Below are 14,605 nucleotides of genomic sequence, written 5' to 3' on the forward strand. Positions count from 1 at the left end.
CATGCGCATTCTTCTGTCAGGGGCCAGCGGCTTTGTCGGCAGCGGGCTAGTCGCTCCGCTGCTTGAGCGTGGCCACGAAATTACCGCCGCCGTACGCAAGTTGAAGGTTGATCTCGACTCGCGTGTGACACAGAGCCTGGTCAATGGGCTGTCGGCCGATCAGGATTGGCAGGGATTGTTGAAGGACCAGGATCTGGTCATCCAGTTGGCTGCTCGCGTACACGTCATGAGTGACGAATCCTCCGACCCCCTTGCCGAATATCGCAAGGTTAACGTCGAAGGAACGCTCAATCTGGCTCGGCAGGCCGCTGACGCCGGGGTCAAGCGCTTCATTTTTCTCAGCTCAATCAAGGTCAATGGCGAAGGCACGGCTCTCGGCAAGCCTTACGTTGCCGATGGAGAGGAGGCGCCAAGCGACCCTTACGGCATTTCCAAAATGGAAGCGGAACATGCCCTGAGAGCGCTGGCGGCTGAAACCGGCATGGAAGTGGTGATTATTCGTCCGGTGCTGGTTTATGGGCCTGGCGTGCGAGCCAACTTCCTCAGCATGATGCGCTGGCTGGACAAAGGCGTCCCCCTGCCGTTTGGCGCCATTCACAACCAACGCAGCCTCGTTGCCCTGGATAACCTGGTTGACCTGATTGTGACGTGCACCGAGCACTTCGCAGCAGCAAACCAGACCTTCCTTGTGAGTGATGGTGAGGATCTTTCGACTACCATGTTGTTGCGTCGAATGGCGACGGCCCTGGGCAAGCCTGCGCGCTTGCTGCCGGTGCCGAGCTGGATGCTTGAAACCGGCGCGACACTCCTGGGCAAGCAAGCACTGGCCCAGCGTTTGTGCGGCTCACTTCAGGTCGATATCAGCAAGACTCGTGAACTATTGAATTGGAAACCGCCGGTCAGCGTCGATGAAGCGCTGCGCGACACGGCTAAACACTTTTTGGAACTACACACTCAATGAATATGTGGTGGCTGTTACCGGCTGCGGCCGTTGTCGCACTTTTTCTGACTGGCGCCCTGCGCCGGTACGCATTGGCTCGAAGCCTGATCGACATACCGAATGCGCGCAGCTCGCACGTCGTGCCGACACCAAGAGGTGGTGGTGTAGCGATCGTAGTGAGCTTTCTGCTGGCATTGATGTGGACGGCCAGTCTGGGCTTCGTTGCCTGGCCTCTGACCTGGGCATTACTGGGCGCAGGCGTCGGTATTGCGGTACTGGGGTTTCTGGATGATCACGGCCATATCAGCGCTCGTTGGCGCTTGCTGGGCCACTTCATTGCAGCCACTTGGGCGCTGTTCTGGATAGGTGGCTTGCCGCCGCTGACACTGTTTGGATTCGCGCTCGACCTGGGATGGATCGGTCATGCGTTGGCAGCCGTTTATCTGGTGTGGCTGCTGAACCTGTACAACTTTATGGACGGGATTGACGGCATTGCCAGTGTCGAAGCTATCTGTGTATGCCTGAGCGGTGCGCTGTTGTACTGGCTGGCGGGGAATGAACTGGCGGCGCTGTTGCCTCTGTTACTGGCTTTTGCGGTAGCAGGCTTCCTGTATTGGAACTTCCCCAGGGCGCGGATTTTCATGGGTGATGCCGGCAGCGGTTTCCTGGGCATTACCTTGGGGGTACTGTCGTTGCAGGCTGCCTGGACGGCACCACAGCTTCTCTGGAGCTGGTTGATTTTGCTCGGCGTGTTCATTGTTGATGCTACGTGGACTTTGCTTCGCCGCTTGTTCAGGGGTGACAAGGTCTATGAAGCCCACCGTAGCCATGCCTATCAATTTGCCTCCCGCCAGTTTGGCAAGCACTTGCCAGTCACCCTGACGGTCGCAGCGATCAATCTGTGCTGGCTGTTACCGATCGCCCTGGTGGTCGGGAGCGGCAAACTGGATGGCCTGTCGGGAGTGTGCCTGGCTTATCTGCCGTTGGTAGTTTTAGCCGTCAAGTTCAAGGCTGGGGAAAAAGAGGCTTAACAGCCGAATCAGAAAATGGAGATGGGGGATGGGGGATGGCACTAGCCCCCTCCTCCGGCCAACCACTGGAAGTAACCGGTGACGCTTCCATCGTTGTAGATCAAACCAGACGCTTGCGCCGCACTCTTGCGGTGCGACCAACGATCCAGCCAATCGCAGGCCCTGCGACCATCCCTATCAGCAATGAAACCACCACGACAACGGAAACTGGTAGCTGCGGCCCAGCCCATCCAAGGAACAGCAAGGAAACCGACTGCTGGTTCTCAAGCACAAAAGCCAGTATCGCCAGCACCAGCAACAGTAGAACGACCATAACCAGCACGCGCTTCAAGCTACTCATGAGCCCCTCCCTGTCTGGATTTCAAACTTCTTCCTCTTCTTCATTTACCCGATCCCGCAACTCTTTCCCCGGCTTGAAATGGGGAACGAATTTGCCGTCAAGGCTGACGGACTGACCGGTTTTCGGATTGCGGCCTACGCGCGGTGCGCGGTAGTGCAGGGAGAAGCTGCCAAATCCACGGATCTCGATGCGATCACCGGTGGCCAGACATTGGGACATTTGTTCAAGCATGGTCTTGATAGCCAGCTCCACATCCTTTGATGAGAGCAGCCCTTGATGGGTGACAATTCGTTCGATCAACTCCGACTTCGTCATATTTTTCCCTTCTTTTTCAAGCAGCTAGGAAAAGCGCTTCAAAGGTTTTAGCATGCCCGAAGGAATTTGAACAGCCCGAGCTTTGACATATCTTCGCCAGCAATGGGATGCCGATTTCAGAACAGAAGCCTGATCAAGCCCGACCTGCTCATCTGCAGATAACCAGCATGGTGCGTGTCACATAACCTGCCGGGTTGAAGCCAAAGGGATACTCATCTTCGTCTTTGGCGTCATCAGATCTCGTGACCACCTTGTAGCCAGCGCCCTTGCACTCCTTGGCAGCGCGTTTGTGACACTTCTCCCACCCCGACCCCAACCCCGAACAATCGATCTCGATACCACTAACCCCACGTGAGGCGTGAGTCTTCGCATTAGTGGTACAACCCGCCAATGTCAGAACGGCTAGTGCGACAACGAGCTTGTTCATTCATTTCCTTATGCCGGGCGCCCTGCCCGACTGTCGTTCGCTTCTGACTAAAGACTAGCTGCAAATAAACGATTGATCCGATTAAAGAAAGAGACAGCTTTTGGGGGCTATTGGTTTCACGGGCGAACAATGTCGTGCGATATGGTTACTGCCCGCACCGAATCGCAGGCACAAAAAAGGGCGACCGAAGTCGCCCTTTTTAATGATCAAGCAGAACTTAGTTCTGTTTGGCCATTGCCTGGCGCAGCAGTGCCGCCATGGTGGTGTCAGCAGCAGCTTCACCTTCCGGAGCAGTTTTCAGGCTCTGGATGGCTTCTTTCTCTTCAGCATCGTCTTTCGATTTGATCGACAGCTGAATTACGCGGCTCTTACGATCAACGCTGATGATCTTGGCTTCTACTTCCTGGCCTTCTTTCAGAACGTTGCGCGCGTCTTCAACGCGGTCACGGCTGATTTCGGAGGCTTTCAGAGTCGCTTCGATATCGTCGGCCAGAGTGATGATGGCGCCTTTAGCGTCAACTTCTTTCACGATGCCTTTAACGATTGCGCCTTTGTCGTTCTCTTGAACGTACTCGGAGAACGGATCGCTTTCCAGTTGCTTGATACCCAGGGAGATACGCTCGCGCTCTGGGTCAACCGACAGGATAACGGTGTCCAGCTCGTCGCCCTTCTTGAAGCGGCGAACGGCTTCTTCGCCCACTTCGTTCCAGGAGATGTCGGACAGGTGAACCAGACCGTCGATGCCGCCGTCCAGACCAATGAAGATACCGAAATCGGTGATCGACTTGATGGTGCCGGAGATTTTATCGCCCTTGTTGAACTGGCCAGAGAAATCTTCCCATGGGTTAGATTTGCACTGCTTGATGCCGAGGGAGATACGACGACGCTCTTCGTCGATGTCCAGAACCATAACTTCCACTTCGTCGCCGACTTGTACGACTTTCGAAGGGTGGATGTTCTTGTTGGTCCAGTCCATTTCGGAAACGTGTACCAGACCTTCAACGCCTTCTTCCAGCTCAGCGAAGCAGCCGTAGTCGGTCAGGTTGGTTACACGAGCGGTAACGCGAGTGCTTTCTGGGTAACGGGCTTTGATAGCAACCCATGGATCTTCGCCCAGTTGCTTCAGGCCCAGGGAAACACGGTTGCGTTCGCGATCGTATTTCAGAACCTTAACGTCGATTTCGTCACCAACGTTGACGATCTCGGAAGGATGCTTGATGCGCTTCCAAGCCATGTCGGTGATGTGCAGCAGGCCGTCCACGCCACCCAGATCGACGAATGCGCCGTAATCGGTGAGGTTTTTGACGATACCTTTGACTTGCTGACCTTCCTGCAGGGATTCCAGCAGAGCTTCACGCTCGGCGGAGTTCTCGGCTTCGAGGACGCTGCGACGGGAAACGACAACGTTGTTGCGTTTCTGGTCGAGTTTGATGACCTTGAATTCCAGCTCTTTGCCTTCCAGGTGCGTAGTATCGCGCACAGGACGGACGTCAACCAGGGAACCTGGCAGGAACGCACGGATGCCGTTAACGTCGACAGTGAAGCCGCCTTTAACCTTACCGTTGATAACGCCCTTGACCACTTCCTCGGCTGCGAAGGCAGCTTCCAGAACAATCCAGCATTCAGCGCGCTTGGCTTTTTCACGGGACAGCTTGGTTTCACCAAAGCCGTCTTCAACCGAGTCCAGCGCAACGTGAACTTCGTCACCGACGTTGATAGTCAGGTCGCCAGCGTCGTTGTAGAACTGCTCAAGCGGGATGAGTGCTTCAGACTTCAGGCCAGCGTGAACGGTTACCCAGCGAGCTTGGTAATCGATATCAACGATAACACCGGTGATGATGGAGCCTGCCTGAAGGTTCAGGGTTTTTAGGCTTTCTTCAAAGAGTTCCGCAAAGCTTTCGCTCATTTTAATTCCTGTTGATGAGGGCGAAGAATACGCCCATCTCCACACCCCAGACGGTGTGGGTTAGTTTCATTTAAAAGAAGCGCCACAGGACTATGACTGGTCCCCTGCGGCCTTCTTGGTCACCCGGCGATATCGCGAATGGCGATCTCGCTCATGATGCGTTCCAGCACCTGGTCGATGGATAATTCCGTGGAATCCAGCTGTATGGCGTCAGCCGCCGGTTTGAGCGGGGCTACCGCTCGCTGGGTGTCACGCTCATCGCGTGCACGTATCTCATCTAGCAGACTCGACAGACTAACACCATCGACTTTGCCCTTCAACTGCAAGTATCGACGGCGCGCACGCTCCTCGGCACTGGCGGTAAGGAAAATCTTCAACGGTGCATCCGGAAAAACCACCGTACCCATGTCGCGACCATCGGCCACCAGGCCCGGCGCTTCCTGGAATGCACGCTGGCGCTGCAGCAGCGCCTCGCGCACTGCGGGCAACGCCGCGACTTGCGAGGCGCCGGAGCCGATGCTTTCGGTGCGAATCACATCGCTGACTTCATCGCCCTCGAGAATGATGCGCTGCAACTGACCGTCGGTCGCCGCGATGAACTGCACATCCAGATGAGCGGCAAGTTTTTTCAGCAATTCTTCATTGGTGAGGTCGACACCGTGATTGTGCGCAGCGAAGGCCAGCAACCGATAAAGCGCACCGGAATCCAGCAGGTTCCAGCCCAGACGCTTGGCCAGAATGCCAGCTACCGTGCCCTTGCCGGAGCCGCTTGGCCCATCGATGGTGATGACCGGTGCGATGTTTTTCACGACTGAGCCTCTTGTGCAACACGGATACCGACCTGCGCGCACAGCGCCAGGAAGTTCGGGAACGACGTTGCGACGTTGGCACAGTCATGGATGCGAATTGGCGCAGTGGCACGCAGCGATGCCACGCTGAAAGCCATGGCAATCCGGTGATCGCCGTGACCATGCACTTCGCCGCCGCCGATCAGGCCGCCGTCGATGATGATGCCGTCCGGGGTCGGTTCGCATTTGACGCCCAGTGCCAGCAAGCCATCGGCCATGACCTGGATCCGGTCCGATTCCTTGACGCGCAATTCTTCGGCGCCACGCAGGATGGTGCGCCCTTCGGCACAGGCCGCCGCCACGAACAGCACCGGGAATTCGTCGATGGCCAATGGAACCAGCGCTTCGGGAATCTCGATACCTTTGAGTTTAGCTGCACGCACGCGCAGGTCCGCTACGGGTTCGCCGCCGACTTCACGCTGGTTTTCCAGAGTGATGTCAGCGCCCATCAGACGCAGAATGTCGATCACGCCGGTACGGGTCGGGTTGATGCCGACATGCTCGAGCACCAGCTCGGAACCTTCGGCAATGGACGCCGCCACCAGGAAGAACGCCGACGACGAAATATCGCCCGGCACTTCAATGTGGGTCGCAGTCAGCTTGTGCCCGGATTCGACCGACGCCGTAGCGCCGTTGACGCTGACCGGGTAGCCGAAGCCGCGCAGCATGCGCTCGGTGTGGTCGCGCGTCGGTGCAGGCTCGGTGACGGTGGTTTTGCCATCAGCGTACAGACCGGCCAACAGCAGGCAGGATTTAACCTGGGCACTGGCCATCGGCATGGTGTAGGTCAGGCCTTTGAGCTTGTTACCGCCACGAATGATCATCGGTGGACGACCTTCAGCGGCGGTCTCGATCACGGCGCCCATTTCACGCAGCGGATTGGCCACGCGATTCATCGGACGCTTGGACAGCGAGGCATCACCGGTCAAGGTGCTGTCGAAGTTCTGCGCAGCCAGCAGGCCGGACAGCAGACGCATCGAAGTGCCGGAGTTGCCCAGATAGATCGGGCCCGGCGCAGGCTTCAGGCCATGCAGGCCGACGCCGTGGATGGTCACGCGACCGTGGTGCGGACCTTCGATCACGACACCCATGTCGCGGAAGGCCTGCAAGGTCGCCAGAGCGTCTTCGCCCTCGAGGAAGCCTTCGACTTCGGTGACGCCTTCGGCCAGGGAGCCGAGCATGATCGAACGGTGGGAAATCGATTTATCGCCCGGTACACGAATCCGCCCAGTCAGGCGGCCACCAGGTTGTCCCAGGAAAATCAGGTCGTTGGAGTTCATAGCGTCCACATAAGCCCGGCGAGCCAGGATTTTACTGAAATGTTCGCGGGCAACCCGGGCGCGCGTGAACACGCCCAACAATTGGTGCCCATCCCCTGCATCGACCGCGTCGCGCAAGGCGTCGAGGTCGCTGCGAAATGTATCAAGCGTGCGCAGGACAGCTTCGCGGTTGGCGAGGAAGATGTCGTGCCACATGACCGGGTCACTTCCCGCGATTCTCGTGAAATCGCGGAAACCGCCGGCAGCGTAACGGAAGATCTCAAGGTTTTCATTGCGCTTGGCCAACGAATCGACCAAACCGAACGCCAGCAAGTGCGGCAAATGGCTGGTCGCCGCCAACACTTCGTCGTGACGTTCGACCTGCATGTGCTCGACATCGGCGCCCAGTTCACGCCACAACCGGTCGACCACGGCCAGCGCGGCCGGATCGGTTTGGTCCAGCGGCGTCAGAATCACTTTATGGCGACGGAACAGTTCGGCATTGGAGGCTTCCACCCCGCTCTGCTCGGAACCGGCAATCGGATGGCCCGGCACGAAACGCGCCGGCATGCCGCCAAACGCCTCGGTCGCGGCGCGCACGACGTTGCCCTTGGCACTGCCGACATCCGTCAGAATCGCTTGCCCAAGGTCCATGCCGGCCAACCGGCCGAGCATCTTTTCCATGGCCAGGATCGGCACCGCGAGTTGAATCACGCCGGCGCCCTGGCAGGCAACGGCCAGGTCTTCTTCGCAGCGATCCACCACGCCCAACTCGACCGCGAGCTTGCGCGACTGCGGATCGAGATCGACGCCCACCACTTCGCGGCACAGGCCGCTTTCACGCAGCCCCTTGGCAAACGAACCGCCGATCAACCCCAGACCGACCACCACCAGGCGACCGATCATAGGTTCAGCAGATTGCAGAGCAGTGACATCAACCACGAGCCAGAACCTTGGTCAGCGCCTCAAGGAAGCGGCTGTTTTCCGCCGGCAGGCCGATGGTGATGCGCAAGTGGTTCGGCATGCCATAGTTGGCCACCGGACGCACGATCACGCCTTCACGCAGCAAGCCCTGGAAGACCGGCAAGGCAACACGGCCGAGATCGACGCAGATGAAGTTGCCCTTGGACGGGATCCAGCTCAGCCCCAGCTCACGGAAACCCGCTTCCAGCTGCAGCATGCCGGCTTCGTTCAGGCGGCGACTTTCAGCCAGGTACTCGGCGTCCTGCAGCGCAGCGCACGCAGCGGCCAGGGCCAGGCTGTTGACGTTGAATGGCTGACGCACACGGTTCAGCACGTCGGCAACCACCGCCGTGGACAAGCCGTAACCAACGCGCAACGCTGCCAGGCCGTAGGCCTTGGAGAAGGTGCGCGAAACCAGCAGGTTCGGGTACGCCGCCAGGAAGTCGAGGCCATCCGGCAAGTCGCTGCCTTCGGCGTATTCGATGTAGGCCTCGTCCAGCACCACCAGCACGTGCTCCGGCACATCCTGCAGGAACTCGTCCAGCGCTTCGGCGCCAAACCAGGTCCCGGTCGGGTTGTTCGGGTTGGCGATGAAGACCACACGGGTATCGGCATCGATCGCGGCCAGCATGGCCGACAGATCATGGCCCCAGTCTTTGGCCGGGATCACTTTGGCCGTCGCACCGACGGCCTGGGTGACGATCGGATAGACCGCGAACGCATGCTCACTGAACACCGCATTCAGGCCCGGCGCCAGATAGGCACGCGCGACCAGTTCCAGGATGTCGTTGGAACCGTTGCCCAGCGTCACCTGATTCAGTTCGACGCGGCACTGATCGGCCAGCAGGGTCTTGAGCGCAAAACCGTTGCCATCCGGATAACGGGTCAGCTCGGCCAATTCTTCGCGAATGGCCGCCAAAGCCTTTGGACTGGCGCCCAACGGGTTTTCGTTGCTCGCCAGTTTGACGATGCTGGCCGGATCGATGTCCAGCTCGCGCGCCAGTTCGTCCACGGGCTTGCCCGGAACGTAAGGCGACAGTTGTTGCACGCCCGGCTGTGCCAGAGCGAGGAAGTTGCCACTCATTTGCTACCCCTTAGAGAACGGCTTTCGGGTAGGAACCCAACACTTTAAGTGCCACTGCTTCCTGACTGATCTTTTCCAGCACACCTTTTACCAGCGGATCGCGGTGATGGCCGACGAAGTCGATGAAGAACACGTAGGTCCATTTACCGCTACGCGAAGGACGTGTCTCGATGCGTGTCAGGTCGATGCCATTGTCGTGGAACGGCACCAGCAACTCGTGTAGCGCGCCCGGCTTGTTGCTCATGGAGACGATGATCGACGTCTTGTCGTCGCCGGTTGGCGGCACTTCCTGGCTGCCGATCATCAGGAATCGCGTGGAGTTGTCCGGGCGATCCTCGATTTTCTCGGCCAGACGGGTCAGCCCGTACAAGCCTGCGGCCATGTCGCCGGCAATCGCCGCCGAGTTCCACTCACCCTTGACCCGCTTCGCCGCTTCGGCGTTGCTGGAAACCGCGACGCGCTCGACGTTCGGGTAGTGTGCATCCAGCCACTTGCGGCACTGCGCCAGCGACTGGGCGTGGGAATAGATGCGGCTGATGCTGTCGGTCTTGGTGTTTTCACCGACCAACAGATGGTGGTGAATCCGCAACTCGACTTCGCCACAGATGACCATGTCGTGTTCGAGGAAGCTGTCGAGCGTGTGGTTGACCGCGCCCTCGGTGGAGTTTTCCACCGGGACCACGCCAAAGTTCACCGCACCGGCCGCCACTTCGCGGAACACTTCGTCGATGGCCGCCATCGGCTTGCTGATCACCGCGTGGCCGAAGTGCTTCATGGCCGCCGCTTGAGTGAAGGTGCCTTCAGGACCGAGGTAAGCCACTTTCAGCGGCTGCTCGAGGGCCAGGCACGAAGACATGATTTCGCGGAACAACCGCGCCATTTCTTCGTTGCCCAGCGGGCCCTGATTGCGCTCCATCACACGCTTGAGCACCTGAGCTTCACGCTCAGGACGATAGAACACCGGCACTTCGCCTTCGGCCAGCGAGGCCATCTTTACTCGCGCAACTTCCTGGGCGCAGCGTGCGCGCTCACTGATCAGCTCCAGGACTTTTTCGTCCAGGGCATCAATGCGCAGGCGCAGTGCCTTGAGTTCTTGCTCAGACATTAGCCGTGTTCCTTCTCGAACTCTGCCATGTACGAAACCAGTGCGTTGACCGCAACGATATCGACGGCGTTATAGATGGAGGCGCGCATGCCGCCCACGGAACGGTGACCCTTGAGGTTCAGCAGGCCACGCTCGTCGGCACCGGCCAGGAATGGCTTGTCCAGACGATCGTCAGCCAGGCGGAACGGCACGTTCATCCACGAGCGATCCGACTTGTTGATCGGGTTGCTGTACAGGCCGCTGGCATCAATGAAGTCGTACAGCGTGCGCTGTTTCACTTCGTTGAGCTTGCCGATGGCTTCGACGCCGCCCTGCTCTTTCAGCCACTCGAACACCAGGCCAGACAGGTACCAGGCCAATGTTGGCGGGGTGTTGTACATCGAGCCGTTATCGGCCGCGACCTTGTAGTTGAGCATGGTCGGGCAAAGGGAACGGGCGTGACCCAGCAGGTCTTCGCGAACGATGTTGACGACGATGCCGCTCGGGCCGATGTTTTTCTGGGCGCCGGCGTAGATCATGCCGAAACGTGAAACATCAATCGGGCGCGAGAGGATGTCCGAAGACATGTCGGCGACCAGCGGAACGTCACCGGTTTCCGGGACCCAGTTGAATTCCAGACCACCAATGGTTTCGTTCGGCGCGTAGTGAACGTAGGCCGCGTCTTTCGACAGCTTCCATTCGTTCTGGCCGGGAATCGCGAAATAGTCATAAGGCTTGGCGGTGGCGGCAACGTTGACGTGGCCGTAGCGCGACGCTTCTTCGATGGCTTTCTGCGACCAGATACCGGTGTCGATATAGTCGGCAGTGCCGCTTTCCGGCAGCAGGTTCAGAGGGATCTGAGCAAATTGCTGGCTGGCGCCACCTTGCAGGAACAGCACTTTATAGTTCGAGGGGATATTCAGCAGATCACGCAGATCCTGCTCGGCCTTGTTAGCGATGGACACGAACTCATCACTGCGATGGCTCATTTCCATGACCGACAGACCCTTGCCGTGCCAATCAAGGAGTTCACCCTGGGCGCGCTGCAGGACAGCTTCGGGAAGTGCCGCAGGACCGGCACAGAAGTTATAGGCTCTCTTGCTCACATCCAATCTCGCTCTGATTTGGTGGTAATCACGCAATAAATCACAACATCAATCGACACAGGGTCTCTGCCGAAGCAGAAAACCTGTGGGAGCGAGCCTGCTCGCGAATGCATCACCGCGGTGCTTCAGAGGTACCGCGGCGCCTGCATCGCGAGCAGGCTCGCTCCCACATGGGATGTCCCTGGATATCGAAATTTTCCGTTCGGACAAACAACAAGGGGGCGAATTTTCATCCGCCCCCTGTTTGTCCGCTTACTCTTGCGGTTCTTCGTCAGCGGCAGCATCGAGTTGCTGGTCTTCAACAACGTCGTCGATCACGACTTCGCCGTCGAACACCGTACCCTCTTCGCCTTCCAGCTCTTCGCCTTCGACTTCCGACGGCTCCTGTACCCGCTCCAGACCGACCAGCGTTTCATCGCTGGCCAGTTTGATCAGGGTCACGCCCTGGGTGTTACGACCCAGGCTGGAGACTTCGTCGACACGGGTACGAACCAACGTACCCTGGTCGGAAATCAGCATGATCTCCTCGCCGTCGAGCACCTGAACCGCGCCGACCAGACGGCCGTTACGGTCGTTGCTGACCATGGCGATAACGCCCTGGCCGCCACGCTTGTACTCAGGGAACTCGGTGATCGCCGTACGCTTGCCGAAACCACGCGCCGAAGCGGTGAGGATCTGGCTGCCTTCTTCCGGGATCAGCATGGAAATCAGCTTCTGGCCTTCCGGCAGACGCATGCCGCGGACACCGCGAGCGGTACGGCCCATGGCACGAACGTCGGTTTCCTTGAAGCGAGTGACCTTGCCGCCGTCGGAGAACAGCATGACTTCGCGCTCGCCATCGGTAATGGCGGCAGAGATCAGTACGTCACCTTCGTCCAGCTCCAGCGCGATCAGGCCGACGCTGCGTTGACGGCTGAAGGATTCCAGCGGGGTCTTCTTCACGGTGCCTTTGGCAGTCGCCATGAAGATGAAGTGACCTTCGGTGTATTCCTCGACCGGCAGCATGGTGGTGATGTATTCATCACTGTCCAGCGGCAGCAGGTTGACCAGCGGACGACCACGGGCAGCGCGGGACGCTTCCGGGATTTCATAGGTTTTCAGCCAGTACACCTTGCCCTTGCTGGAGAACAGCAGCAGCGTGGTGTGGCTGTTGGCGACCAGCAGGTGAGCGATGTAGTCCTCATCCTTGACGCCAGTCGCCGATTTGCCTTTACCGCCACGACGCTGGGCCTGGTACGCAGCCAATGGCTGGGTCTTGGCGTAGCCACCGTGGGAAATGGTCACGACGCGATCTTCTTCCGGGATCATGTCACCCAGGGTCAGGTCGAGACGGGCATCGAGAATTTCGGTGCGGCGCACGTCGCCGTATTCGGCGCGGATCACTTCCAGCTCTTCGCGGATCACTTCCATCAGGCGCGTGGCGCTGTTGAGGATGCGGATCAGCTCGCCGATCTGGTTGAGGATCTCTTGATACTCGGCCAGCAGTTTTTCGTGTTCCAGACCGGTCAGGCGATGCAGACGCAGTTCCAGAATGGCTTGCGCCTGTTCCGGCGAGAGGAAGTACTTGCCTTCACGCAGACCGTATTGCGGATCCAGGGTCTCTGGACGGCAAGAGTCGGCACCGGCACGCTCAACCATCGCCACCACGGCGGAGGATTCCCAAGGCGTGCTGATCAGCGCTTCCTTGGCTTCCGACGGCGTTGGCGAGGCCTTGATCAGCGCGATGACCGGGTCGATGTTCGACAGGGCAACCGCTTGGCCTTCCAGAATGTGGCCACGTTCGCGCGCTTTACGCAGCTCGAACACGGTGCGACGGGTAACGACTTCGCGACGGTGACGAACGAAGGCTTCCAGCAGGTCCTTGAGGTTCAGGATCCGCGGACGGCCGTCGATCAGCGCAACGATGTTGATGCCGAATACCGCTTGCAGCTGGGTCTGGGCGTAGAGGTTGTTGAGGATCACCTCAGGCACTTCGCCGCGACGCAGCTCGATCACAACGCGCATACCGTCCTTGTCGGACTCGTCGCGCAGTTCGGTGATGCCTTCGAGCTTCTTCTCTTTAACCAGCTCGGCGATCTTCTCGATCAGACGGGCCTTGTTCAGCTGGTAAGGGAGTTCGGTGATGACGATCTGCTGACGGCCACCGACCTTGTCGATGTCTTCGATGATCGAGCGGGCGCGCATGTAAATGCGGCCGCGACCGGTGCGGTAGGCTTCGATGATGCCAGCGCGACCGTTGATGATCGCAGCGGTCGGGAAGTCCGGGCCAGGGATGTATTGCATCAGCTCATCGATGGTCAACTCAGGGTTGTCGATGAGCGCCAGGCAACCGTCGATGACTTCACCGAGGTTGTGCGGCGGGATGTTGGTCGCCATGCCCACGGCGATACCGCTGGAGCCGTTGACCAGCAGGTTGGGAATACGGGTCGGCATGACCGCCGGGATCATTTCGGTGCCGTCGTAGTTCGGCACCCAGTCCACGGTTTCTTTATGCAGGTCAGCCAGCAGCTCGTGCGCCAGCTTGGTCATGCGCACTTCGGTGTATCGCATGGCCGCGGCGTTGTCGCCGTCCACCGAACCGAAGTTGCCCTGACCGTCTACCAGCAGGTAGCGCAGCGAGAATGGCTGCGCCATCCGAACGATGGTGTCGTACACCGCGGTATCACCGTGCGGGTGATACTTACCGATCACGTCACCGACAACACGGGCAGATTTCTTGTACGGCTTGTTGAAGTCGTTGCCCAGCTCGCTCATCGCGAACAGCACGCGCCGGTGCACGGGCTTCAAGCCATCGCGCGCATCCGGCAGTGCCCGCCCGACAATTACGCTCATTGCGTAGTCGAGGTAGGACTGCTTCAGCTCGTCTTCGATATTGACCGGGAGGATTTCTTTGGCCAGTTCGCCCATGAGAAGCTCGATTCCTTTTTCTGGTGAAACCTCGTCACATCCATATGGGACGAACGAAGCTCGCCGCTGCAGGCTGAGTGCCATGCACCGACTTACGACAAATCAACGAGTTATGCCATGGATTTGCGCAGTAAAGACAACCCCGTGGGACTGCCTCGGAAAACGCCGGATGTTATCACAAGAGCCGCCACGCACCTATCCCCCAGATGCGCATGGAGTGTAGTTAGTTGACTGATGGCAGGCTTGAAGGAGACGAGAGGGGCTTAGAGCTGCTGCGAATGCAGAATCCGGGGCTGAATTACAGATGTTTATTGACTTTCAGACCCTAATCGCCAGCAGGCTGGCTCCCACATTTGATCCGTGTCGATCACAAACCCTGTGGGAGCCAGCCTGCT

Annotated in this window: 12 protein-coding genes; 2 read left to right on the forward strand and 10 right to left on the reverse strand. The window is 58.8% G+C overall.

What is annotated here, in order from left to right; genetic code table 11:
• Position 1 precedes the first annotated feature (1 nt).
• Both IB246_RS17355 and IB246_RS17360 read left to right on the forward strand, forming a co-directional pair.
• On the forward strand, positions 2-961 hold the full coding sequence (locus IB246_RS17355) for a UDP-glucose 4-epimerase family protein (protein ID WP_008042125.1): 960 nt from the start codon (positions 2-4) through the stop codon (positions 959-961).
• Positions 958-1,971 (forward strand): MraY family glycosyltransferase, encoded by a 1,014-nt coding sequence (locus IB246_RS17360; RefSeq protein ID WP_008042115.1) that lies wholly within the window; start codon positions 958-960, stop codon positions 1,969-1,971. The genes IB246_RS17355 and IB246_RS17360 overlap by 4 nt, the downstream gene beginning before the upstream one ends.
• A gap of 100 nt (positions 1,972-2,071) precedes the next feature.
• Here IB246_RS17360 and IB246_RS17365 read toward each other — a convergent pair whose 3' ends face one another.
• The 10 genes from IB246_RS17365 to gyrA all read right to left on the reverse strand — a co-directional run bounded on the left by IB246_RS17365 (position 2,072) and on the right by gyrA (position 14,210).
• Positions 2,072-2,311 carry a lipopolysaccharide assembly protein LapA domain-containing protein gene (locus IB246_RS17365; RefSeq protein ID WP_008042114.1) on the reverse strand — a complete coding sequence of 80 codons (240 nt, stop codon included), beginning with the start codon at positions 2,309-2,311 and terminating at the stop codon, positions 2,072-2,074.
• Between the two features lie 21 nt (positions 2,312-2,332).
• Positions 2,333-2,626 (reverse strand): integration host factor subunit beta, encoded by a 294-nt coding sequence (gene ihfB / locus IB246_RS17370; protein ID WP_008042113.1) that lies wholly within the window; start codon positions 2,624-2,626, stop codon positions 2,333-2,335.
• A 148-nt stretch (positions 2,627-2,774) separates the two neighbouring features.
• Positions 2,775-3,053 carry a hypothetical protein gene (locus IB246_RS17375; protein ID WP_008042112.1) on the reverse strand — a complete coding sequence of 93 codons (279 nt, stop codon included), beginning with the start codon at positions 3,051-3,053 and terminating at the stop codon, positions 2,775-2,777.
• A gap of 217 nt (positions 3,054-3,270) precedes the next feature.
• Entirely contained in the window at positions 3,271-4,959 is a 1,689-nt protein-coding gene (gene rpsA, locus IB246_RS17380; protein ID WP_008031789.1) for a 30S ribosomal protein S1, read from the reverse strand.
• Positions 4,960-5,078: 119 nt separating this feature from the next.
• A complete protein-coding gene (gene cmk / locus IB246_RS17385) occupies positions 5,079-5,768 on the reverse strand; it encodes a (d)CMP kinase (protein ID WP_008031791.1) in 690 nt (229 codons plus the stop codon).
• Positions 5,765-7,972 (reverse strand): bifunctional prephenate dehydrogenase/3-phosphoshikimate 1-carboxyvinyltransferase, encoded by a 2,208-nt coding sequence (locus IB246_RS17390; protein ID WP_008042111.1) that lies wholly within the window; start codon positions 7,970-7,972, stop codon positions 5,765-5,767. Before IB246_RS17390 ends, cmk begins: the two co-directional genes overlap by 4 nt.
• Positions 7,973-8,000: 28 nt before the next feature.
• Positions 8,001-9,113: a histidinol-phosphate transaminase gene (hisC, locus tag IB246_RS17395; RefSeq protein ID WP_008031795.1), complete on the reverse strand. Its 1,113-nt coding sequence runs from the start codon at positions 9,111-9,113 to the stop codon at positions 8,001-8,003.
• 10 nt (positions 9,114-9,123) lie between these two features.
• Complete coding sequence (pheA, locus tag IB246_RS17400; protein WP_007899727.1) at positions 9,124-10,218, reverse strand: prephenate dehydratase; 1,095 nt, start codon at positions 10,216-10,218, stop codon at positions 9,124-9,126.
• Complete coding sequence (serC, locus tag IB246_RS17405; protein WP_008042110.1) at positions 10,218-11,303, reverse strand: 3-phosphoserine/phosphohydroxythreonine transaminase; 1,086 nt, start codon at positions 11,301-11,303, stop codon at positions 10,218-10,220. The genes pheA and serC overlap by 1 nt, the downstream gene beginning before the upstream one ends.
• Before the next feature lie 252 nt (positions 11,304-11,555).
• A complete protein-coding gene (gyrA, locus tag IB246_RS17410; protein WP_008042109.1) occupies positions 11,556-14,210 on the reverse strand; it encodes a DNA gyrase subunit A in 2,655 nt (884 codons plus the stop codon).
• Between the last annotated feature and the right edge of the window lie 395 nt (positions 14,211-14,605).

The organism is Pseudomonas sp. PDM01, assembly GCF_014852325.1.
Classification (GTDB): Bacteria; Pseudomonadota; Gammaproteobacteria; order Pseudomonadales; family Pseudomonadaceae; genus Aquipseudomonas; species Aquipseudomonas migulae.